Genomic DNA, 20451 nt, shown 5'->3' with positions numbered 1-20451 from the left:
GACCGCATCCAGACATCCGTGCCGGAGGGAGGCCCGTTTCATGGGGGCCGGAAACAGGACCAGAGCCGAGAGGGCCACACGTACCCGGCGACGAGCCGTGCCCTGGGCGGTGCTCGCGCTGTGGATCGGCGTGCTGGCGATCGCCTCGCCGTTCGCCGCGCGACTCGGCGACGTGCAGCGCGACCGGGTCACCGACTATCTGCCCGCGAGCGCCGACTCCACCCAGGTCGCGAAGATCCAGGACCAGCTGCCGGGCGGCGAGACCACCGAGTTGGTGATCGTGTACCACCGCGACGGCGGGCTGACCGCCGATGACAAGAGGGCGGCGGGGCAGCAGGTCGCGCGGATCGCCGCAGAGCATGCGCTGACCGGGACACCGCGGGGCGTCCCGTCGAAGGACGGCACCACGCTCATGTACCCGGTCACCAGCAACGAGCCCGGCGCCGACGAGGACAAACGGGACGCCTTCGTCGACGACGTCCGCGAGGTCGCGCGCGGCGCGGACGGGCTGAGCGTGCAGGTCGGCGGGCCCAGCGCGCTGATCACCGACGCCGCGAAGGTGTACAACTCGCTCGGCGGGCCCCTGCTCTACACCACCGTCGCGGTCGTCGCCGTCCTGCTGATCCTCATCTACCGCAGCCCGGTGCTGTGGCTCGTGCCGCTCGCCGTCGCGGGCATCGCCGACTACCTGTCCATGGGCGTCGCCTACGGCCTCAACCAGGCCTTCGGCACCTCGGTGTCGGGACAGAGCGCGGGCATCATGACCATCCTCGTCTTCGGCGCCGGGACGGACTACGCGCTGCTGCTCGTCTCCCGCTACCGGGAGGAACTCCGCAGGATCGAACGCCCGTACGACGCCATGGTGGCCGCGCTGCGCGGCTGCGGGCCCGCCGTGCTCGCCTCCTCCGGGACCGTCGCCGCCGGGCTGCTGTGCCTGCTCGCCGCCGACCTCAACTCCAACCGGGGCATGGGCCCGCTCGGCACCGTCGGCGTGCTGTGCGCCCTCGTCGCCATGCTGACCCTGCTTCCGGCCCTGCTCGTGCTGCTGGGCCGCCGGGTGTTCTGGCCGCTCGTCCCCGCGTACGGCAGCACCCCCAAGACGCGCCGGTCACTGTTCGCGGCGATGGGCAGCTCCGCCGGGCGGCGCCCGCTGACCGTCCTCGCCGGAGGTGCCGTGCTGCTCGGGGCCCTCGCGCTCGGCGCCCTGAACCTGCCCGGCACGCTCAAGCAGGAGGACTCCTTCGTCGACAAGCCCGAGTCGGTGGCCGCGATGCAGACGCTGGCGAAGGCCTACCCCGAGCGCTCCAGCCAGCCCATCGACGTGATCACCCCGGCCGGCCGGGCCGACGCCGCGCTGGCCACGATCCGTGAGACGCGGGGCGTCGACAGCGCCCAGAAGGGCCGGACCGGGAACGGCTGGACGGAGATCTCCGTGATCGCCGAGGCCGCGCCCGAGTCGGCGGCGGAGACCCGGACCATCGAGGAACTGCGGGACCGGCTCGACGGCTCCTACGTCGGCGGGCCCAGCGCCCAGCAGATCGACCTGGAGGACACCAACGCCCGCGACACGCTCGTCGTCGTGCCGATCGTCCTCGTCTCGGTCCTGCTCATCCTGATCGCCCTGCTGCGCTCGCTGGTCGCCCCGCTGATCCTCACGGCCGCCGTGGTCGCCGTGTGGGGCGCGGCGCTCGGCATCGGCGGACTGGTGTTCGGACCGCTGTTCGGCTTCGAGGGCACGGACCCGGGGCTGGGGCTGCTGTCCTTCGTGTTCCTGGTCGCCCTCGGCGTCGACTACGGCATCTTCCTCATGCACCGCATGCGGGAGGAGTCGCTGCGCCTAGCGGAGCCGGAGGGGCGCGCCGGTGTCGAGGGGACGAGCGCGCGGAGGCCCGAAGGGCTGAGCACGGTCGGCTCCTCGACACCGGCTGAGGCGCCCCGGAGGCGGAGCGACAGAGAACACAGCGTGGACCCGGTGACCGCCGCGCTGACGGCACTCAGGACCACCGGCGGGGTCATCGCCTCCGCCGGGCTCGTGCTGGCCGCGACCTTCGCCGTGCTGACCACCATGGGGCTGGTGGTGCTCGTCGAGCTGGGCTTCGTCATCGCGGTCGGGGTGCTGCTGGACACCTTCCTCGTCCGGACCTATCTCGTCACCAGCGCGAGCGTCGCCCTGCGACGGCGGATGTGGTGGCCCGGGCGGCTCTCCAAGGCCCCGGAGCCGGTCCCGGACCGTGAGCGGGAACCCGTCGGTGCCTGACGCGTGGACGCCCCTCCCTCCCGGAGGGGCGCCTTCCTCCCGGAGGATGAACCCCGTGCAGGAGACCACGACGGCGACACGGCCCCGCCTGGGCGAGCGGATCATGGCGGCGATCAACCGCGACCCCGAAACCGCCCCGCACGGCACCCGCAACGACGCGCTGCTCGCCGCCGCGCTCGCGGTGTCGGCCGTCTGTCTGGCCCTGATCGCCGACAAGGGCCGCCGCCCCGACGCGCTCGGCTGGGCGCTGCTGCTCGTCGCGCACGTGCCGATCGTGTGGCGGCGCCGCCGCCCGCTGCTCGTGCTGGTGGCGATGGTGGCCGTGATCGCTCCGTACCACGCCCTCGACAACAACCACGCCGCGCCCATCCCCGTGACCGTGGTGGTGCTCTACACGGTCGCGGTGACCGGCACGGTGCGCCGTACGCTGCTCACCGGCGCCGGCGTCCTCGGCGTGACACTGACCATCAACGCCCTCACCAACCCCGGGGGGACCCTGGAGCTCCTGCGGATCTCCGGCTGGGTCATCGCCGTGCTCTTCTGCGGCATCGACGTCCGCTTCTACCGCCAGTACGTCGCCGCCATCGTGGAGCGCGCCGAACGCGCCGAACGCACCCGCGAGGAAGAGGCGCGGCGGCGGGTCGCCGAGGAACGCCTCCGCATCGCCCGCGACCTGCACGACCTGCTCGCGCACAGCATCACCCTCATCGGCGTGCGGACCTCCGTCGCCGCGCACGTGCTGAACGCCGACCCCGAGCGGCTCGACCGCGCCGCCGTCGCCCAGGCCCTCGACGACATCGCCGACACCTGCCGCAGCGCCCGCGGCGAACTGCGTACGACGCTGGAGGTGCTGCGGGAGAACGGCGTGTCCGAGGCCCGCGGCCCGCTGCCCGGCCTGCACGGCCTGGCCGACCTGGCTCAGGACGCCCGGGTCGCGGGCGCGAGGGCGGAGCTGTCGGTACGGGCCGGTGAGGTGCCGCCCGCCGTCGGTGCCGCCGCCTACCGGATCGTGCAGGAGGCGCTGACCAACGCGGTACGGCACGCCGGGCCCGCACCGGCCGTCCGCGTCGAGGTGGACGAGCGGGACGGCGCCCTGCACCTGTCGGTCACCGACGACGGCACCGGACCGACGCCCGGCACCACCCCCGGCTTCGGGCTCGTCGGCATGCGGGAGCGGGCCCGCAGCGTGGGTGGCACACTCGACGCCGGCCCCCGCCCCGAGGGGGGCTTCGCAGTGCACGCCGTACTGCCGATCGGAACCGACCGGGAGGGAAGCCGATGATCCGCGTGCTGCTCGCGGACGACCAGACCCTCGTCCGGGAGGCCTTCGCGATGCTCGTCGAGTCGGCCCGCGACATGGCGGTCGTGGGCCAGGCGGCGACCGGCCGCCAGGCCGTGGAGCTGGCCCGCTCCGAGCGCGCCGACCTCGTCGTCATGGACATCCGCATGCCCGACCTGGACGGTATCGAGGCGACCCGGCTCATCGCCGCCGACGAGGACCTGGCCGGGGTGAAGGTCCTCGTGCTGACCACCTACGACACCGACGAGAACATCGTGGAGGCGCTGCGCGCCGGCGCCTCCGGCTTCCTGGTCAAGGACACGAAACCGGCCGAACTCCTCGACGCCATCCGTACGGTGGCGGCCGGGGACGCCCTGCTCTCGCCCGGGCCGACGGCACGGCTGATCGAACGGTTCCTGCGCAGCCCGTCGACGGCCCCGGTGACCGGCGGGCCCGAGTGCCTGTCCGGCCGGGAGCGGGAGGTCCTCACGCTCGTCGCGCGCGGCCTGAACAACACCGAGATCGGCGAGGCGCTGGGGCTCAGCCCGCTGACCGCCAAGACCCATGTCAGCCGGATCATGGGGAAGCTCGGGGCGCGGGACCGGGCCCAACTGGTCATCGTCGCGTACGAGTCGGGGCTGGTGACGCCCGGGGGACCCGGCGCCTAGGGGCTGTCCGCCGGACGGGCCCTAGAGAAGCCCCGCCCCGGCGAGGAACTTCGCCACCCGCTCCACCTCGTCCGTCGACAACGGCACCTGCGGCTCGGCCGTCGCCGGGCAGTCGATGACACCCCGCAGATGCAGGGCCGCCTTGAAGGCGCCGATGGCCGAGGAGCCCGGGCCCATCCGGGCGGGGTCCCCGACGCGGACCATGCCGAACAGGGCACACAGGCGCTCCTGTTCGGCGCGGGACCGCTCCCGGTCGCCGGAGCGGCACAGGCCGTCGAGGCGGACGTAGCCGTGCGGATCGACGTTGGCCAGGCCGGGCACCGCCCCGTCGGCACCCACCGCGAGCGCCGCGTCGACGATCAGCTCGGAGCCGGTCAGCACGCTGAAGCCGGTGATGCCGGGGTGGGCCCGGGCACCGGACACGACCGCGCGGAAACCGCCCAGGTCGCCGCTGGAGTCCTTCAGCCCGGCGACGACCCCGTCGGCGGCCAGCTCCAGCACGACCTCGGCCGGCAGTTTGGTGTGCACGGCGGACGGGATGTCGTAGGCGAGGACCGGGACGGGGGAGGCGGCGGCGATCAGCCGGTAGTGGCGGGCGATCTCCGCCGGGTGGGTACGGGCGTAGAACGGGACGGTGACGACGACGGCGTCGGCGCCCGCCTCCGTGACGTCGCGTACGTGGTCCAGGACCCGGGGTGTCGACATGTCGATCGCGCCTGCCAGCACCGGGAGCCGACCGCCCACGTGGGCCGTCACCGACTCCACGACCAGCCTGCGCTGCCGGTCCGTCAGATACGCGGCCTCCGACGTCGAGCCCAGCACGAACAGCCCGTGCACCCCGCCCGCCACCAGATGGTCGACGAGCCTGAGCAGCGAGGGAACGTCCACCTCGCGGTCCGGTGTCAGGGGCGTGCAGACGGGCGGGACGACACCGGTGAGCGGGGCGGGAAACGTCATGAAGGCTCCAACGGGTTGCTCTGGTGCACGAGGTCGCGGGTCGACTCGTCCTCCCGCACAGGATGGTGGCAGCGGTAGCGGTGTCCGGGGGCCGACGCGTCCGAGAAGTCCGGCATCAGTTCCGCGCAGCCGCCGTCCGCCTTCCAGCAGCGGGTACGGAACGGGCAGCCGCTCGGCGGGCGGGTCGCCGACGGCACGGGCCCGGTCAGCGGGATCGGTTCGATCGGGTCCAGCAGGCCCGGCGTGGCGGAGAACAGGGCCCGGGTGTACGGGTGGCGGGCCCGGTCCGTGACCCGGTCGGCGGGGGTCTCCTCGACGATCCGGCCCAGGTACATGGTGATCACGCGGTCGCTCATCCGCCGTACCGTCTGGATGTCGTGCGAGACGAACACGAGGGCCAGGCCCAGGCGTTCCTTCAGGTCCAGGAGGAGGTTGAGGATCTGGGCCCGTACGGACACGTCCAGGGCGCTCGTCGGCTCGTCGGCGACCACCAAGGCGGGCTCGAGGGCCAGCGCGCGGGCGATCGCGACGCGCTGGCGCTGGCCGCCGGACAGCTGGCCGGGCAGCGCGTCGGCGAGGGCGCGGGGGAGGCCCACCAGGGACATCAACTCCCGTACGCGATCCTCGCGTCGGGTGTTCGTGCCCCGGTCGTGCACGTCCAGCGGGTCCCGCAGGATCCGGCGGACGGTCAGGCGCCGGTTCAGGGCCGTGGACGGGTCCTGGAAGATCAGGCCGATGCCGGCGCCGACGGTCCTGCGGCGTTCGGCGGGCGGCATCGTCCACAGGTCGCGGCCCCGGAACTTCACCGTTCCGGACGTCGGCCGTTCCACCCCCACCAGCACCTTCGCCAGCGTCGACTTCCCGCAGCCGGACTCGCCGACCACGCCCACCGTCTCGCCGGGCGCGATCGCGAGGTCGGCGCCGGTCAGGGCGTACACCTTCTCCCGGGTGAACAGGCCGCCGGTGCGGGCCCGGTGGACGACATGCACGTCGGACAGCGCCACCAGCGCGCTCACCGGACCACCGCTCGCTGGGCCACCGCTCACCGGTCCACCGGTCACTGGACCACCTCCGTGGTGGCGAGCTCTATGGCCGGGTGGTGGCAGGCCGCCGTGTGCGCAGGGGTGCCCACCAGGTCGGGGGTCGTCGTCCGGCAGATCTCGCTCGCCAGCCAACACCGGTCGGCGAAGCGGCAGCCCGCCGGGAAGTCGGCGGGGGAGGGGACGACGCCCCTGATCTGCGTCATGCGCTCCTGCCCCGACTCCAGCGACAGCACGCTGCCGAGCAGCCCGCGCGTGTAGTGGTGGGCGGGCGCCTCCACCAGGTCGGCGGTCACGCCCGTCTCCACGATCTGCCCGCCGTACATCACCGCCACCCGGTCGGTGACGTCCGCGACCAGCGCCAGGTCGTGCGAGACGAGGATCAGCGCGAAGCCCAGCTCCTCCCGCAGCCCGAGGAGCAGTTCCATGATCTGCGCCTGCACGGTGACGTCCAGGGCGGTCGTCGGCTCGTCGGCGACGATCAGCTTCGGCTCGCGGGACAGCGCCATGGCGATCAGGACGCGCTGCCGCTGCCCGCCGGACAGCTCGTGCGGGTAGCTGCGCAGGATGCGCTCGGGGTCCAGGCCGACCATCGTCAGCAGCTCATGGGGCGTACGCCTGCCGCCGCGCCGTACGACCTGCTTGAGCTGCGCGCGGACCGTCATGGCGGGGTTCAGCGACGACAGCGCGTCCTGGTAGATCATCGCCATCTCGTGGCCGAGCAGCCGGCGCCGTACCCGCACGGGTTCGGCCAGCAGGTCCCGCTGCTGGAAACGGACCTGGCCGCGCACCCGGGCCCCCTTCGGGGCCAGGCCCATCACGGCGAGCGCGGTCAGGGACTTGCCGCAGCCCGACTCGCCCACCAGGCCGAGCACTTCACCCGGGTACACCTCGAAGCTGATGCCGTCGACGATGTCGACGCCCCGGTGGCGGTGGTCGAAGCCGAGGGCGAGGTTCTCGACGGCGAGCACCGGCTGCCCGTCGCGGGGGACGGTGCGGGCCCGCGCCCGCAACCGCTGAGCCGCCTCCGCCAGGCCGGGCAGCGGTACGACCTCGCCGCTGCCGGGCTCCGGTGCCTCCAGGCGGTCCTCGCGCACGTCGACCTCCCGGCCCGCCGGTGCCGCCCACGCGTCGGAGACGCCCTCGGAGAGGATGTTCAGCGACAGGACCGTGACCAGCATCAGCAGGCCGGGGAAGACGGTCGCCCACCAGCCGCCGGTCAGCACCATGTTCTTGCCGTCCGCGATGACACTGCCCCACGACGGGTCGGGCGGCCGGACGCCCGCGCCGATGAAGGACAGCGACGCCTCGAACACGATCGCCTCGGCGACCTGGACCGTGCAGAACACCAGCACCGGAGCGGCGCAGTTGACCGCCACGTGCTTGAGGACGATGTGGGGCGTGCGGGCGCCGATCACCCGCTCCGCCGTCACGTAGTCCTCGCCGTACTGGTCGAGGACGTTCGCCCGGACGACCCGTGCCACCGGCGGCGTGAACAGGAACGCGATCGCGCAGATCAGCACCGTGATGCCGCCGCCGAACACGGCGATCAGCACGGCGGCGAGCGCGATGCCCGGGAAGGCCATGACGATGTCCAGCAGCCGCATCAGCGTCTCGTCGACCGCCTTGCGGGAGGTCGCCGCGATCGCCCCGAGCAGCGCTCCGGCGACCAGGGCGAGCCCGGTGGCGCCCAGGCCGATCGCCAGGGACCAGCGCGCCCCGTACATCAGCCGGCTGAGGATGTCCCGGCCCAGACTGTCCTGGCCCATCCAGTGCTCGGCGGACGGATGCCCGGTGCGGTCGACGGGCGGCTGCTGGTCGAGCGGGTCGTGCGGGGCGAGCAGCGGCGCGAACAGCGCCAGAAGGGCGACAACCGTCAGGAAGCCGACGGCGGCCTTCGACAGCGGCGGCAGCCGGCGCCGGCCGCGCAGCCGGACGCCGGGGCGGGACAGCGCCTCGGCGAGGCTCCTGCGCGTGAGGATCATGGGGCCGCATCCCTCAGTCGCGGGTTGACCAGCAGGTAGAGGACGTCGATGACGAGGTTCACCACGACGAAACCGGCCGCGGTCGTCAGCACGACCCCCTGCACGACGGCCGGGTCGCCGTTCTTCACGGCGTCGATCATCAGCTTGCCCATGCCGGGCAGGGAGAAGATCGTCTCGATGACGACGGCGCCGCCGAGGAGATAGCCGACCCGCAGGCCCAGCACGGTCAGCGGATTGATCAGGGCGTTCCGGAGGACGTTGCGCCCCACCACCACCCGCGGCGGCAGCCCGCTGCCGATCGCCGTGCGCACGTAGTCCTTGTCCAGCTCCTCCACCACCGCCGTCCGCACGATCCGCGTCAGCTGCGCCGCCACCGGCAGGGAGAGAGCGAACGCCGGGAGCGTCATCGTCTTCAGCCAGCCGGTGAAGGAGTCCGCCGGGTTGATGTAGCCGCCGGTCGGGAACCAGCCCAGGTCGACCGCCAGGTACTGGATCATCAGCAGTGCCAACCAGAAGCCGGGCGCGGCGACCCCGGTCAGGGAGACGACCCGGATGATCTGGTCGGGCAGCCGGTCCCGGTGGATCGCGGCCGTCACACCACCGACGAGGGACAGCACCACCGCGATGCCCAGGCCCAGGAAGGTGAGCTGGAGGGTGAGCGGCAGGGCGGTGGTGACCTGGTCGATCACCGGCGCCCGGGTCAGCGCGCTGGTGCCCAGGTCGCCGTGGAGCAGGTCGGCGACGAAGTGGACGTAGCGCACCGGGAGCGGGTCGAGCAGGCCGTGCTCCTCGCGGAAGTCGTGCAGCTGCCGCGGCGTCGGATTGGCGCCCTGGAAGAACGCGGACGCCGGGTCGACGTCCGAGAACCGCATCACCAGGAACACGAACAGCACGATGCCGAGCATCAGCGGGACGAGCAGGGCGACACGGCGGGCCAGGATGCGCAGGACGGCGATCACGGGTCGGCTCCTCAGGCCCACTTGGCCTGGAGGAGGTTGATGCCGGGATACGGCTGCGCCCTTATCCCGGTGAGCTGTTCCGGGTCCCAGGCCGTCATCAGCTCGTTGTGGACGACCGGGTAGAGCACGGCCTGCTCGGCGACGACGTCGATGTAGTCCTGGATCATCGCCTTCTTGCGCTGCGGGTCCGGTTCCCGGGTCGCGGCGTCCATGTCCCGGAAGAGCCGCTTGGCGACCGGGTGGTCCGCCCAGCGCGTGTACTGCATCCACAGGTTCCCGGGCCCGTGGTTGTAACGCATGATCAGGTCGGCGTCGACACCGAACTGGTTGGGGTTCGAGGCGGCGGCGACGACCTGGTAGTCCTGCTTCTGGTCCATCTTCGTGAAGACGGCCGTGGTCTCCTGCGGCGTCAGTGTCGTGCGGACGCCGATCGCGTCCCAGGAGGACTTGATGGTCGGCAGACAGTCGACGATCCAACTCACGTTCACGGAGAGGATGTCGACCTTCAGCCCGCTGACCCCGGCCTCCTTCAGCAGGGCCTTCGCCCTGTCGGGATCGTGGTCGTAGACGGTCTTCGCCCGCCGGTGGCTGGGGTTGCTCTCGTCGAGGAAGGACGTCGACGGCTTCCCATGGCCCTTGAGCGCCACCTCCACCATCTTCTCGGTGTCGATGGCGTAGCGCAGCGCCTGCCGCACCCGCACGTCGTCGAACGGCTTGTGCCTGGTGTTGAACATCAGGAACAGGTTGTTCATCCCGGCGCCGCCCGCGACGGTCAGCCCGCCGCTCTCCAACTGGCCGATGTTGGCGTACGGGATGTTGTCGGCGATCTGCGCGCCCGCGCCGGCACCGGAGATCTTCGCGACGCGGGGCGCCGCGTCCACGATCGTCAGCCAGTTCATCCGCTGGAAGGCGGGCGGGCGGGGGCCGTTGTAGTCGGCGAACGCCTCGAAGGTGGTGTTCGACTTCGGGTGGTGCGCGGTCTGCCGGTACGGGCCCGAGCCGACCGCCAGGCCCTTGATCGCGTCGTTCCAGGCGCCGGGCCGGGAGAAGACGTGCTTCGGCATGACCTTGGCGAGGGTGAGCCGGGAAAGCCCGTCCGGGAAGGGGAACTTCAGCACCAGCTCGACAGTCCGCCGGTCGACCCTGCGGACTTCCTTCAGCCAGCTCGCGAAGAAGCCCTTGGCGAGGGTCTGGGTGTCCGGGTCGAGGATCCGGTCGAAGACGAAGACGACGTCGTCGGCGGTGACGGGCCTGCCGTCGTGGAACGTGGCGCCCTCCCGCAGCGTGAACCGCCACGACGTGCTGTCCGGGTCCTTCGGCACCTCGGTCGCGAGCGCGGCGTACGGCTCGCGGGAGATCGGGTCGGTGTCGAGCAGGCCCTCGTAGATGTGGTGGTTGGCGGCCATGGAGAACGCGGACGCGGTCTGGGTGGGGTCCCAACTGCCGTCGTTGCCGTAGCCGATGACCGCCGTCAGCGTCCGGTTCCGGCCGCCCCCGCCGCCGGTGTCGTTCGTCGACTCGGGCCCGCCGCAGGCCGACAGCGACGCCGAGACGGCGCCGGCCGCACCCAGCGCGCCGGTGTACTTCAGGAACGTCCGGCGATGCGGCGCCGGCACCTCGGGGGTCACGTCGCGCACGGTTCCTCCAAGGGTGAGGAGCCCGTCTCGTACAGGCGGGGGCGGGAGACGAGAGGGAGATACGACGTCCTACGTCCGGTCGGTCAGCGCGACCATAGGAGGGGCGGTGGGGGCGGTCAAGGGAACACGCACGAATGGCGTATATGCCAAAGGTCGGGCCAATGGCACGCGCGAATCCCGGGCGTGGGGGCGCCGTCCCCGGCGCGACGCCCCCACCCGGGACGTGCGTTACGTGAGGGCGTCCGCCAGCAGGGCCGCCGTCTTCTCGATGAGCGGGTGGTCCCACGGGGCGGCCTGGTCCGGCTTCGTCGACTGGATCGCCAGGACCAGCGGGGTGCCGTCCTGCGTCCAGGCGATGCCGACGTTGTTGTTGGTGCCGTACGAGCCGCCGCCCGTCTTGTCGGCGACCGTCCACGTCGGCGGCAGCCCGGCCCGCAGCCGGTTGCCGCTGGTCGTGTTGTGCAGCAGCCAGTGCGTGAGGAGGTCGCGGTCCCGGCGGTTGAGCGCGTCGCCGAAGACCAGACGGGCGTACGTACGGCCGATCGCGCGCGGGCTGGTGGTGTCCGTGATCCGCCACGGTTCGGCCGAGTTCAGCTCCGTCTCCCAGCGGTCCAGGCGGGTCACCGGGTCGCCGAGCGAGCGGGCGAAGCGGGTGATCGCGGTCGGGCCGCCCAGCTCGCGCAGGAGCAGGTTGCCCGCGCCGTTGTCGCTGTAACGGATCGTCACGTCGCACAGCTCGGCGATCGTCATGCCCTCGGCCAGGCGCTCCCTGGTCTTGTCGGAGCCCTCCTTCGGCAGGTCCGCCTCCGTGTAGTGGATCCGGCGGGACAAAACCTCCCCGCGCCGGTCCAGGTCGCGCAGGACGGCGGCGGCAGCCAGGGTCTTGAACAGCGAACAGATCGGGAAGAGCTCGTCGGCACGGTGCCGCACGGTGCTCTTGGTACGGAAGTTGTGCGCGAAGACGCCCAGCCGGGCGCCGTGTTCCTGCTCCAGTGCGCGCAGGCGGGCGGTGACGTCGTCCGACGCGCGGGCGGGCGTCGCCGTCAGCAGGGCCGCGGCCGTGGCGGTGCCGGCGGCGGCGAGCAGCGTACGGCGGGTCATCGGGGACGTGGGCGTCGGGGACGCCGGTATCGGGGACTCGGCTGTCGGGGACTCGGGTGACGTGCGGGCGCTTAAGATCTTGCTCTCCTTCGTCCGGACTGCGTCAACGATCTCTCCGGTGATCGACGCGGGAGCTCATGCCTTTGGTTGCGGTAGGGCCTAGCGGCAGTAGGTGTCCGCGTGGGGCCGCTCCCCGGTGGCCAGGAAGCGGGAGGCCGTGCCGTCGCCGCACACGTTGCCGTTGGCGAGGTAGGCGCCGTGGCCGGTGGAGTTCACCGTGACCATGACGGCACGCCGGCCGAGGGCCTCGCGGAGCTTGAGGGCGCCGCTGAGCGGGGTGGCCACGTCCCGCTCGTTCTGGATGAGCAGGATGTTGGACGGCCCGCGGTCGGTGATCCGCACCGGCGCCTCCTTCGGCGTGTACGGCCAGGCGGCGCACACCAGGGCGTTGCGGGGCATACCGGCGGTGAGCGGGTACTTGACCCGGCTCTCGGCGGCGTCCTTCTCGTAGGCGGCGGCCGAGGCGGGCCAGGCGAGGTCGTTGCAGATGGTCGCGGAGCCGACCGCTACGGAGTCCTGCGGCAGGGGCTCGGGCGGAGCGGGCAGATCACCGCCCTTCCGGGCGGCCAAAACGAGCTGGGCCAGCGCCGGATAGCGGTCGGGGTCGTAGAGGGCGTCCAGCATGGTCTGGCGCAGCACGTTGCCGTTCAGTTCCGCCGGGTTGGCGCCGGGCCAGGGGATCGGCTCGCGGTCGAGGCGGGCGGCGAGCCGCAGGAACAGCGGCCGCACCTCGGCGGCCGTACGGGCCAGGCGGTACTCGCCGGGCCGGGACGCCCACGTGGCGAACTCGGGGAAGTTGTCCTCGACCCCGACCTCGAAGGCCGCGAGCCAGGCGCGCTGCACCCGGGTCGGGTCCGGGTTGTCGTTGCTGTCCAGCACGATGCGGTCGGTGCGGTGCGGGAACAGCTGGCTGTAGAGGGCGCCGACGTACGTGCCGTACGAGACGCCCCACGCGGAGATCTTGCGCTCGCCGAGCGCCGCCTGGATGCGGTCGAGGTCGCGGGCGTTCGTGGCACTGCTGATGTGCTTCATCAGCTCACCGCCGGTGCGGGCGCAGGCGTCCGACATGCGGCGGGCGGTGGCCATGTTCTCCGCGATGGAGCCGTCGGTGGCGGGCCAGGGCCGCAGCTTGGAGACGGCGAGGTCGCCGTGTTCCAGGCCGCAGGTGACGGAGGTGGAGGGCGCCATCCCACGGGGCGCGAACCCGATCAGGTCATAGGCGTCCCGTACTCCCTGGGGCAGCTTCTGCCCCTTCCCGGAGGGAGCGTTGAGGCTGGAGCCGCCGGGGCCACCGGGGATGAGGAACAGCGCCCCGCGGCGGGCCTCGGGCTTCTCACTCGGGATACGGGAGAGGGCCAGACTGATCTCGGGCCCGGTGGGGTCGGCGTAGTCGAGGGGGACCTCGAGGGTGGCGCACTGCTGGCGGGGGTCAGGGGCGGTGGAGCCGCCCGTACTGTCGCACTTCGTCCAGTTGAGGGACTGGGCGGGAGCGGTAGGGGACGAGGGCGTCGACCCCGAGGCGGTTAACGGCGTGGCAAGGCCGGCCAAGGCGGCCGACGCGGCGACGAAGGTGACGTAGGCGGTGTTGCGGCGGCTCTGCTGGGCTCGTGTGCGCTGCTTCATGCGGAAGAGCCTCGCGGATCTCGCGCAACCGCCACATCCGGGCAACGGCCCTGTTCTCCCGGGGGTTTGCCCCAGGGCCGCCCTCAGGTCGGCCGCCCCGCCCGACCGGGTCGGACGGGGACGGCTCGTTCGTCGGCGCCCGCTCAGCTCCGCAGGTTGCCCTCGCACGGCTGCGGGATCGTCGTGGCCGTCGAGGCGTTCAGGTCCCTGAGCGCCTTGTCGCACGCCCTCCACTTCGCGGACGGCTGCTTGTCCGTCTCCCGGACCGTCTTCACCACCGCGGTCAGCTGGACCAGCACCTGCTGCGCCTGGTTCTTGACGCTCGTCGACGTCCTCACGTTGATGACGATCCTCGACACGATCTCGATCGGCTTCGTGACGTTCGCGAGCTGCTTCTTCTTCGCCTGCGACGTGCCCGGGCTCCGGATGACCTTCAGCGCGGCGGTCTGCTCCCGCACGGCTCCCCTGACCGCGGTCTTCGTCTTCGGCGGAACGTCCGGGCGCTGGAGTGCCCGCACGGTGACCCGCACGGTGACCGAGACCTGCACGAGTGCCTGCCGTACCGTCACCGACACCCGCACGTCCACGATCACCTTGACCGAGGCCGTCAGCTCCTTGACGCAGTCGGAGAGCGCCGCCTTGTCCGCCGGGGACGTCCTCGGGCTCTTCATCGCGTCCACCGCGACGATGACCGACACACTGATGTCGACGGCCGCTTCCCTGACCGGCGCCGGCTTGTTCTGGGCCTCGTTCATCACGGTGGCCAGCTCGTTCAGATCGCCCTTCACCTCGTCGGGCGTGTCCGGATCCTCCCTGAGCTTCGCCACCTCCTCCTGCGCCTCTTCGGGCGTGGTGGGCGTGGGCAGAGGCGTCGCTTCGCCGGTCTCGGTCGGTGTGTCCTCGGGCGTGGTGTCCTCGTCGGTGGGTGTGTCCTCCGGCGTGGTGTCCTCGTCGGTGGGTGTGTCCTCCGGTGCGGTGGTCTCGTCGGTCGGTGTGTCCTCCGGTGCGGTGGTCTCGTCGGTGGGTGTGTCCTCCGGTGCGGTGGTCTCGTCGGTGGGTGTGTCCTCCGGTGCGGTGGTCTCGTCGGTCGGTGTGTCCTCCGGCACGGTGGTTTCCGGGTCGGGGGGCGTCGGAGTGGGCTGGGCCGGTGCCGCCGCGCCGGGCGCGAGGTCTTGGGGGGCCGTCACGGCACTGGCCACCCCTGTCGGCAGCGCGAGCGCCGCCGCCAGACAGGCTGCGCCGGTGGCAAGGGGGAATCGCCGAGGGGTGTTTTTGGGCATGATGGTTCCAGGTGCGCTGTGCGGTGTGCGGATGCGCCCTTGCGGACTGGAAGCCTTGCGGACCACGACGGCCACGGTCAGAGAGATCCATGACCCGGCGGGGCAGGCGATACATAAACCACTCTTCGCCCGCCCGTCCCATCGCGCAACTCGGGCACCAGCCCTGAGGAACCCCGGCTTGGACCTAGAGGATGCCCGCCTTCGCGGTCCGTGTGAACGCGGCCCAGGCGGCAGCCCCGATCAGCACAACCGGCCCGTCCGTGACCTTGCTGTCCCGCACGGGGACAACGCCGGGGACTCCGTCGGCGACCTCGACGCAGTTTCCGCCATCGCCGTTGCTGTACGTGCTCTTGCGCCAGCGGGCATTGCTCAGGTCGTACTCGCGCATCGTCTGAAGTCCTCAGCCGCCGATTGGATCAGGGCGAGGGACGCCTCCGGCGACAGAGCGGCGCCCCTGAGCAGATCGTAGGCTCGGTTGGCTCGCTTCACCACTGACGGGTCGTCCAGGAGGCTTCCCGAAAACGAGGTCTCCGTGTAGGCGGTTGGGGGCGCGTCCTCGAACTCCATGAGCCGTAGTGAGCCGTTGTTGGCGGGTGCCCCCGCTGAGAAGGGGAGTACTTGCAACACCACCTTGCGCTCGCGGGCCATCTTGGCCATGTGCTCCAGTGCCTCAGCCGCGACCTTCGGTCCGCCTACGGGGATGCGGAGCACCGTTTCGTGCACGATGGCCCAATACTCCGGCCTTGTAGCGTCCTTGAGGATGTCGGACCGCTCCATGCGGGCCGCGACCCGGTCGTCGATGAACTCGTCAGCCGCGAACGGGTGTGTCGCCAGGACGAGGGCCCTCGTGTAGGCCGCTGTTTGCAGCAGACCCGGGATGACGGACGGCTCCCAGTCGCAGATCTTCGTCGCCAGCCTCTCCAGCTCCACGACCTCCGCGAAGTAATCCGCATACCTCTTATCATCAATGAGTTTCCTGCACAGCCGCTCGAAAATACCGTCGGTTTGCAGTACCTCATCAATCCGCTTCGCGACATCCAACTGCGGCTTCCGAATGGCCTGTTCGAATTGGCCGATATAGCCGCCGGAGACAAACACCCGCGCCCCCAACTCCACCTGCGTGAGCCCCGCATCCTCCCTGTGCCGCTTCAGCTCCGCGCCGAAGAACTCCCAGGCCGCCTGCCGCGAACCGTTGGCCATCGCCGAACCCCCTTGCGCTGCCCTGCACTTGTAGGGCACAGACCCTTCCTGAGTGTAGAGGCGGAGCGTCACTGTGGAGATGCGAGGAGTGAAAATGAAAAAGAGAGGGGAGCACGGTGAAGGCACAGCACGCGGCGCCCTGCGTCGAAGAAGCGGAGGAAGCAGTGAAAGAATTGCGGACGGAACTCGCCAAGGCGGGAATTACCCTGCCGTCACTGGGGCTGGATCCGGTGAGTCTTGCGCGGGAGGCGCCCTGTCCGCTCATCGAATTGGGCCGGTGTTCCGTCGACACCGCCCGGCGGCTCGCGGCGGTGCTCCGATGAAGCCGCCGGTGGGTGCGTACGTCGTGGACACCCGAACGGGTCGGGTCGGCATCGTCATGGGACACGAGGGGCCCTACGTACAGCTGAGACCGTACGGGGGCGGCAAGGAGTGGGACGTTGATCCCCGTGCCGTCCGGAACGCGACCCCCGCCGAGCGGCTGCGCGCGGCGACGGCGTACGCCAACGCACGCAGCCGCGGGGAGGTCCCTTGACGTACGTGCCCGGCAGCCGAGCGCGTAGGCGAGAATGACTCCATGAGTCTGTTCCGCGACGACGGCATCGTGCTGCGCACCCAGAAGCTGGGTGAGGCGGACCGGATCATCACGCTGCTCACGCGCGGTCACGGCCGGGTACGGGCGGTGGCCCGAGGCGTGCGCAGGACGAAGTCGAAGTTCGGTGCGCGCCTCGAACCCTTCTCGCATGTCGACGTGCAGTTCTTCGCGAAGGGCAGCGAGCTGGTCGGGCGCGGGCTGCCGCTGTGCACGCAGAGCGAGACGATCGCTCCGTACGGCGGCGGGATCGTGACCGACTACGCGCGGTACACCGCCGGGACGGCCATGCTGGAGACGGCGGAGCGGTTCACCGATCACGAGGGGGAGCCGGCGGTGCAGCAGTACCTGCTGCTCGTGGGCGCGCTGCGGACGCTCGCCCGGGGCGAGCACGCCCCGCACCTCGTCCTCGACGCCTTCCTGCTGCGGTCGCTGGCCGTCAACGGGTACGCGCCCAGCTTCAGCGACTGCGCGAAGTGCGGCATGCCCGGGCCGAACCGGTTCTTCTCGGTGGCGTCGGGCGGCAGCGTCTGCGCGGACTGCCGGGTGCCCGGCAGCGTCGTACCCTCGCCGCAGGCTCTGGAACTCCTCGGCGCGCTGCTTACGGGAGACTGGGAGACCGCGGACGCGTGCGAGCCGCGGTACGTCCGGGAGGGGAGCGGGCTGGTGTCCGCGTACCTGCACTGGCATCTGGAGCGCGGGCTGCGCTCCCTGCGGTACGTAGAGAAGTAGCAGAAGCAGAGAAGCAGAGAAGCGGAAAGAACCGAGGAGACGAGAAAGACATGGCCGTACGCGGGATCCTGGGGCGTCAGCGCCGGGAGTACAGGACGCCGGAGCCGCACCCGTCCGGCGCGCGGCCCCCGAAGCTCCCCGGTGAGCTGGTCCCCAACCATGTGGCCATCGTCATGGACGGCAACGGGCGGTGGGCCAAGGAGCGCGGGCTGCCGCGCACCGAGGGGCACAAGGTCGGCGCCGAGCGCGTGCTGGACGTGCTGCAGGGCGGGATCGAGATGGGCGTCGGCGCGATCTCGCTGTACGCCTTCTCCACCGAGAACTGGAAGCGGTCGCCGGACGAGGTGCGCTTCCTGATGAACTTCAACCGTGACTTCATCCGGAAGTCCAGGGACCAGCTGGACGAGCTCGGGGTGCGGGTGCGCTGGGTGGGGCGGATGCCGAAGCTGTGGCGTTCCGTGGCCAAGGAGCTCCAGATCGCGCAGGAGCAGACCAAGGACAACGACCGGCTGACGCTGTACTTCTGCATGAACTACGGCGGCCGTGCGGAGATCGCGGACGCGGCCAAGGCCCTGGCGGAGGACGTGAGGGCGGGCAGGCTCGACCCGTCGAAGGTCACGGAGAAGACCTTCGCGAAGTACCTCTACTACCCGGACATGCCGGACGTGGACCTGTTCCTGCGGCCGAGCGGCGAGCAGCGTACGTCGAACTACCTGTTGTGGCAGAGCGCCTACGCCGAGATGGTGTTCCAGGACGTGCTGTGGCCGGACTTCGACCGGCGTGACCTGTGGCGGGCGTGTGTGGAGTTCGCCTCGCGGGACCGGCGGTTCGGCGGGGCCATTCCCAACGAGGAGCTGTTGGCCATGGAGGGCAAGCAGCAGTAGGGGAGGTCGGAGCCCGGGGGGCGCCGCGCGCCCCCCCGGAACGGTTACGCCTTCGCCGCGCACTCCGCGCACGTGCCGAAGATCTCCACCGTGTGGGCCACGTTGACGTAGCCGTGCTCGGCGGCGATGGCCTCCGCCCACTTCTCCACGGCCGGGCCCTCGACCTCGACGGCCTTGCCGCAGCTGCGGCAGACCAGGTGGTGGTGATGGTCGCCGGTGGAGCAGCGGCGGTAGACGGACTCGCCGTCGGCGGTGCGCAGCACGTCGACCTCGCCGGCGTCGGCGAGGGACTGCAGGGTGCGGTAGACCGTGGTGAGCCCGACCGAGTCGCCCTTGTGCTTGAGCATGTCGTGGAGTTCCTGCGCGCTGCGGAACTCGTCGACCTCTTCGAGGGCCGCCGCCACGGCGGCGCGCTGCCGGGTGGCGCGGCCCTTCACGGACGGTCCAGCGGTGGTCACCGGTTGCCTCCTCACGTCTGCCTTGCCCGGGCCATTGTGCCAGCCCGGGATGGGCGCGGTCAGACGCCGACCTCGTCGGTGGTCTTCCGAGTGGCCGGAATCGCGCACTCCGCGGGGTCCGCGCCGGGCTGTGCGACGGCCGCCGCGCGGGCGCGGTGCCGGGCCAGCGGAGCCGCCAGCACCGTCAGCACGACGAACGCCCCGATGGTCAGCAGCACGATCGTCGCTCCCGGCGGGACGTCCTGGTAGTACGACGTGACCGTGCCGCCGATCGTCACGCTCACGCCGATGGCGACGGCGATCGCGAACGTGGCGGCGAAGCTGCGGGTGAGCTGCTGGGCCGCCGCCACGGGGACCACCATCAGCGCCGAGACCAGCAGCAGGCCCACGACCCGCATGGCGACCGTCACCGTCACGGCCGCCGTGATCGCCGTCAGCAGGTTCAGAACGCGCACCGGCAGGCCCGTCACCCGCGCGAACTCCTCGTCCTGGCTGACCGCGAACAGTTGACGGCGCAGGCCGAGGGTGACCAACACGACAAAGGCCGCCAGGACGCAGATCGCCGTGACGTCCGACTGGGAGACCGTCGACAGGGAGCCGAACAGGTACGACGTCAGGTTCGCGTTGGAGCCCGTCGGCGCGAGGTTGATGAACATCACGCCGCCGGCCATGCCGCCGTAGAAGAGCATCGCGAGGGCGATGTCGCCGCGGGTCTTGCCGTACCAGCGGATCAGCTCCATGAGGACCGCGCCGAGGACGGAGACCAGCGTCGCCATCCACACCGGGGACCAGGACAGCAGGAAGCCGAGGCCGACGCCCGTCATCGCCACGTGGCCGATGCCGTCGCCCATCAGGGCCTGGCGGCGCTGCACGAGGTAGATGCCGACGGCGGGGGCCGTGATGCCGACCAGGACGGCGGCGAGCAGCGCCCGCTGCATGAAGGCGTAGTCGAGGAAGTCCATCAGCTCAGCAGTCCCGTGCGGATCGGTTCGGCGCCCGCCGGTGCGTGCGGGTGTACGTGGTCGTGGCCGGGCAGCGCGTGCTGGCCGACGGCCTTGGGCGGCGGGCCGTCGTGCACGACGCAGCCGTCGCGCAGGACGACCGCCCGGTCGATCAGGGGCTCCAGGGGGCCCAGTTCGTGCAGGACCAGCAGGACGGTCGTGCCCCGGGACACCTGCTCTTCCAGGGTCCGCGCCAGCACCTCCTGGCTGGCCAGGTCGACGCCCGCCATCGGCTCGTCCATGATCAGCAGTTCGGGTTCGGGGGCCAGGGCGCGCGCGATGAGGACGCGCTGGTGCTGGCCGCCGGACAGCGCGTTGACGGAGTCCTTGGCCCGGTCCGCCATGCCGACCAGGTCGAGAGAGCGTCGTACGGCCTCGCGGTCGGCCTTGCGGAAGACGCCGAAGCGGGTGCGCGACAGGCGGCCGGCGGAGACGACCTCGGTCACGGTGGCGGGTACGCCGCCCGCGGCCGTGGTGCGCTGCGGGACGTAGCCCACGCGCCACCAGTCCCGGAATCGCCGGCGAGGTGCGCCGAACAGCTCGATCTCGCCGGCGCTGACCGGCACCTGGCCGATGACGGTCCGCACGGCCGTCGACTTGCCGGAACCGTTCGCGCCGAGCAGCGCGACGACCTCACCGCGGGTCACGGTGAGGTCGATGCCGCGCAGGACGGGGCGCGAGCCCAGCTCCGCGCGGACGCCGCGCAGGGATATGACGGGCTCGGTCATGCCGCCCTCC

General features: G+C 71.5%; 20 protein-coding genes. 7 read left to right on the top strand and 13 right to left on the bottom strand.

Annotated features, from left to right (window positions below; genetic code table 11):
* Positions 1 to 40: 40 nt before the first annotated feature.
* Genes ACYVMZ_RS03740 through ACYVMZ_RS03730 form a run of 3 tightly spaced genes read left to right on the top strand, consistent with a single transcriptional unit; the run spans position 41 to position 4204 of the window.
* The gene (locus tag ACYVMZ_RS03740) at positions 41 to 2257 is read left to right on the top strand and encodes an MMPL family transporter (RefSeq protein ID WP_461075357.1); all 2217 of its coding nucleotides are present in this window, start codon (positions 41 to 43) and stop codon (positions 2255 to 2257) included.
* Between the two features lie 46 nt (positions 2258 to 2303).
* The gene (locus tag ACYVMZ_RS03735; protein ID WP_461075355.1) at positions 2304 to 3539 is read left to right on the top strand and encodes a sensor histidine kinase; all 1236 of its coding nucleotides are present in this window, start codon (positions 2304 to 2306) and stop codon (positions 3537 to 3539) included.
* The gene (locus ACYVMZ_RS03730; protein ID WP_461075353.1) at positions 3536 to 4204 is read left to right on the top strand and encodes a response regulator transcription factor; all 669 of its coding nucleotides are present in this window, start codon (positions 3536 to 3538) and stop codon (positions 4202 to 4204) included. Before ACYVMZ_RS03735 ends, ACYVMZ_RS03730 begins: the two co-directional genes overlap by 4 nt.
* 21 nt (positions 4205 to 4225) lie before the next feature.
* On the opposite strand, the gene ACYVMZ_RS03725 is transcribed toward ACYVMZ_RS03730, so the two are convergent.
* The 10 genes from ACYVMZ_RS03725 to ACYVMZ_RS03680 all read right to left on the bottom strand — a co-directional run bounded on the left by ACYVMZ_RS03725 (position 4226) and on the right by ACYVMZ_RS03680 (position 16046).
* On the bottom strand, positions 4226 to 5161 hold the full coding sequence (locus ACYVMZ_RS03725; protein ID WP_461075351.1) for a dihydrodipicolinate synthase family protein: 936 nt from the start codon (positions 5159 to 5161) through the stop codon (positions 4226 to 4228).
* Complete coding sequence (locus ACYVMZ_RS03720) at positions 5158 to 6177, bottom strand: oligopeptide/dipeptide ABC transporter ATP-binding protein (protein WP_461075349.1); 1020 nt, start codon at positions 6175 to 6177, stop codon at positions 5158 to 5160. Before ACYVMZ_RS03720 ends, ACYVMZ_RS03725 begins: the two co-directional genes overlap by 4 nt.
* A 41-nt stretch (positions 6178 to 6218) precedes the next feature.
* Positions 6219 to 8186, bottom strand: coding sequence for a dipeptide/oligopeptide/nickel ABC transporter permease/ATP-binding protein (locus ACYVMZ_RS03715; RefSeq protein WP_461075347.1), 1968 nt, complete (start codon positions 8184 to 8186; stop codon positions 6219 to 6221).
* On the bottom strand, positions 8183 to 9145 hold the full coding sequence (locus ACYVMZ_RS03710; protein WP_461075345.1) for an ABC transporter permease: 963 nt from the start codon (positions 9143 to 9145) through the stop codon (positions 8183 to 8185). The genes ACYVMZ_RS03715 and ACYVMZ_RS03710 overlap by 4 nt, the downstream gene beginning before the upstream one ends.
* Before the next feature lie 11 nt (positions 9146 to 9156).
* The gene (locus ACYVMZ_RS03705; RefSeq protein ID WP_461075343.1) at positions 9157 to 10782 is read right to left on the bottom strand and encodes an ABC transporter substrate-binding protein; all 1626 of its coding nucleotides are present in this window, start codon (positions 10780 to 10782) and stop codon (positions 9157 to 9159) included.
* Positions 10783 to 11010: 228 nt separating this feature from the next.
* Positions 11011 to 11883: a class A beta-lactamase gene (gene bla, locus ACYVMZ_RS03700; RefSeq protein WP_461075341.1), complete on the bottom strand. Its 873-nt coding sequence runs from the start codon at positions 11881 to 11883 to the stop codon at positions 11011 to 11013.
* A 159-nt stretch (positions 11884 to 12042) separates the two neighbouring features.
* Positions 12043 to 13566 carry an alpha/beta hydrolase gene (locus tag ACYVMZ_RS03695; protein ID WP_461075339.1) on the bottom strand — a complete coding sequence of 508 codons (1524 nt, stop codon included), beginning with the start codon at positions 13564 to 13566 and terminating at the stop codon, positions 12043 to 12045.
* A 143-nt stretch (positions 13567 to 13709) separates the two neighbouring features.
* Entirely contained in the window at positions 13710 to 14753 is a 1044-nt protein-coding gene (locus tag ACYVMZ_RS03690) for a hypothetical protein (RefSeq protein WP_461075337.1), read from the bottom strand.
* Between the two features lie 277 nt (positions 14754 to 15030).
* Positions 15031 to 15234 (bottom strand): DUF397 domain-containing protein, encoded by a 204-nt coding sequence (locus tag ACYVMZ_RS03685; protein WP_461075335.1) that lies wholly within the window; start codon positions 15232 to 15234, stop codon positions 15031 to 15033.
* Positions 15216 to 16046 carry a helix-turn-helix domain-containing protein gene (locus ACYVMZ_RS03680; RefSeq protein WP_461075333.1) on the bottom strand — a complete coding sequence of 277 codons (831 nt, stop codon included), beginning with the start codon at positions 16044 to 16046 and terminating at the stop codon, positions 15216 to 15218. Before ACYVMZ_RS03680 ends, ACYVMZ_RS03685 begins: the two co-directional genes overlap by 19 nt.
* Before the next feature lie 116 nt (positions 16047 to 16162).
* Here ACYVMZ_RS03680 and ACYVMZ_RS03675 point away from each other — a divergent pair, with 116 nt between their 5' ends.
* The 4 genes from ACYVMZ_RS03675 to ACYVMZ_RS03660 are packed head-to-tail and all read left to right on the top strand — an operon-like array spanning position 16163 to position 18254.
* Entirely contained in the window at positions 16163 to 16369 is a 207-nt protein-coding gene (locus ACYVMZ_RS03675) for a hypothetical protein (protein ID WP_461075331.1), read from the top strand.
* On the top strand, positions 16366 to 16581 hold the full coding sequence (locus ACYVMZ_RS03670; RefSeq protein ID WP_461075329.1) for a hypothetical protein: 216 nt from the start codon (positions 16366 to 16368) through the stop codon (positions 16579 to 16581). Before ACYVMZ_RS03675 ends, ACYVMZ_RS03670 begins: the two co-directional genes overlap by 4 nt.
* Before the next feature lie 42 nt (positions 16582 to 16623).
* The gene (gene recO, locus ACYVMZ_RS03665; protein ID WP_461075327.1) at positions 16624 to 17370 is read left to right on the top strand and encodes a DNA repair protein RecO; all 747 of its coding nucleotides are present in this window, start codon (positions 16624 to 16626) and stop codon (positions 17368 to 17370) included.
* Positions 17371 to 17420: 50 nt separating this feature from the next.
* Positions 17421 to 18254: an isoprenyl transferase gene (locus ACYVMZ_RS03660; protein WP_461075325.1), complete on the top strand. Its 834-nt coding sequence runs from the start codon at positions 17421 to 17423 to the stop codon at positions 18252 to 18254.
* Between the two features lie 44 nt (positions 18255 to 18298).
* On the opposite strand, the gene ACYVMZ_RS03655 is transcribed toward ACYVMZ_RS03660, so the two are convergent.
* The 3 genes from ACYVMZ_RS03655 to ACYVMZ_RS03645 are packed head-to-tail and all read right to left on the bottom strand — an operon-like array spanning position 18299 to position 20441.
* Complete coding sequence (locus ACYVMZ_RS03655) at positions 18299 to 18712, bottom strand: Fur family transcriptional regulator (RefSeq protein ID WP_461075323.1); 414 nt, start codon at positions 18710 to 18712, stop codon at positions 18299 to 18301.
* Between the two features lie 59 nt (positions 18713 to 18771).
* On the bottom strand, positions 18772 to 19674 hold the full coding sequence (locus ACYVMZ_RS03650) for a metal ABC transporter permease (protein WP_461075321.1): 903 nt from the start codon (positions 19672 to 19674) through the stop codon (positions 18772 to 18774).
* Positions 19674 to 20441, bottom strand: a complete 768-nt coding sequence (locus tag ACYVMZ_RS03645) for a metal ABC transporter ATP-binding protein (RefSeq protein ID WP_461075319.1) — start codon at positions 20439 to 20441, stop codon at positions 19674 to 19676. Before ACYVMZ_RS03645 ends, ACYVMZ_RS03650 begins: the two co-directional genes overlap by 1 nt.
* Positions 20442 to 20451 lie beyond the last annotated feature (10 nt).

Source organism: Streptomyces deserti, assembly GCF_054782695.1.
Note: the sequence above shows the minus strand (reverse complement) of the source record. Positions and strands in the feature narration are given on the sequence as shown.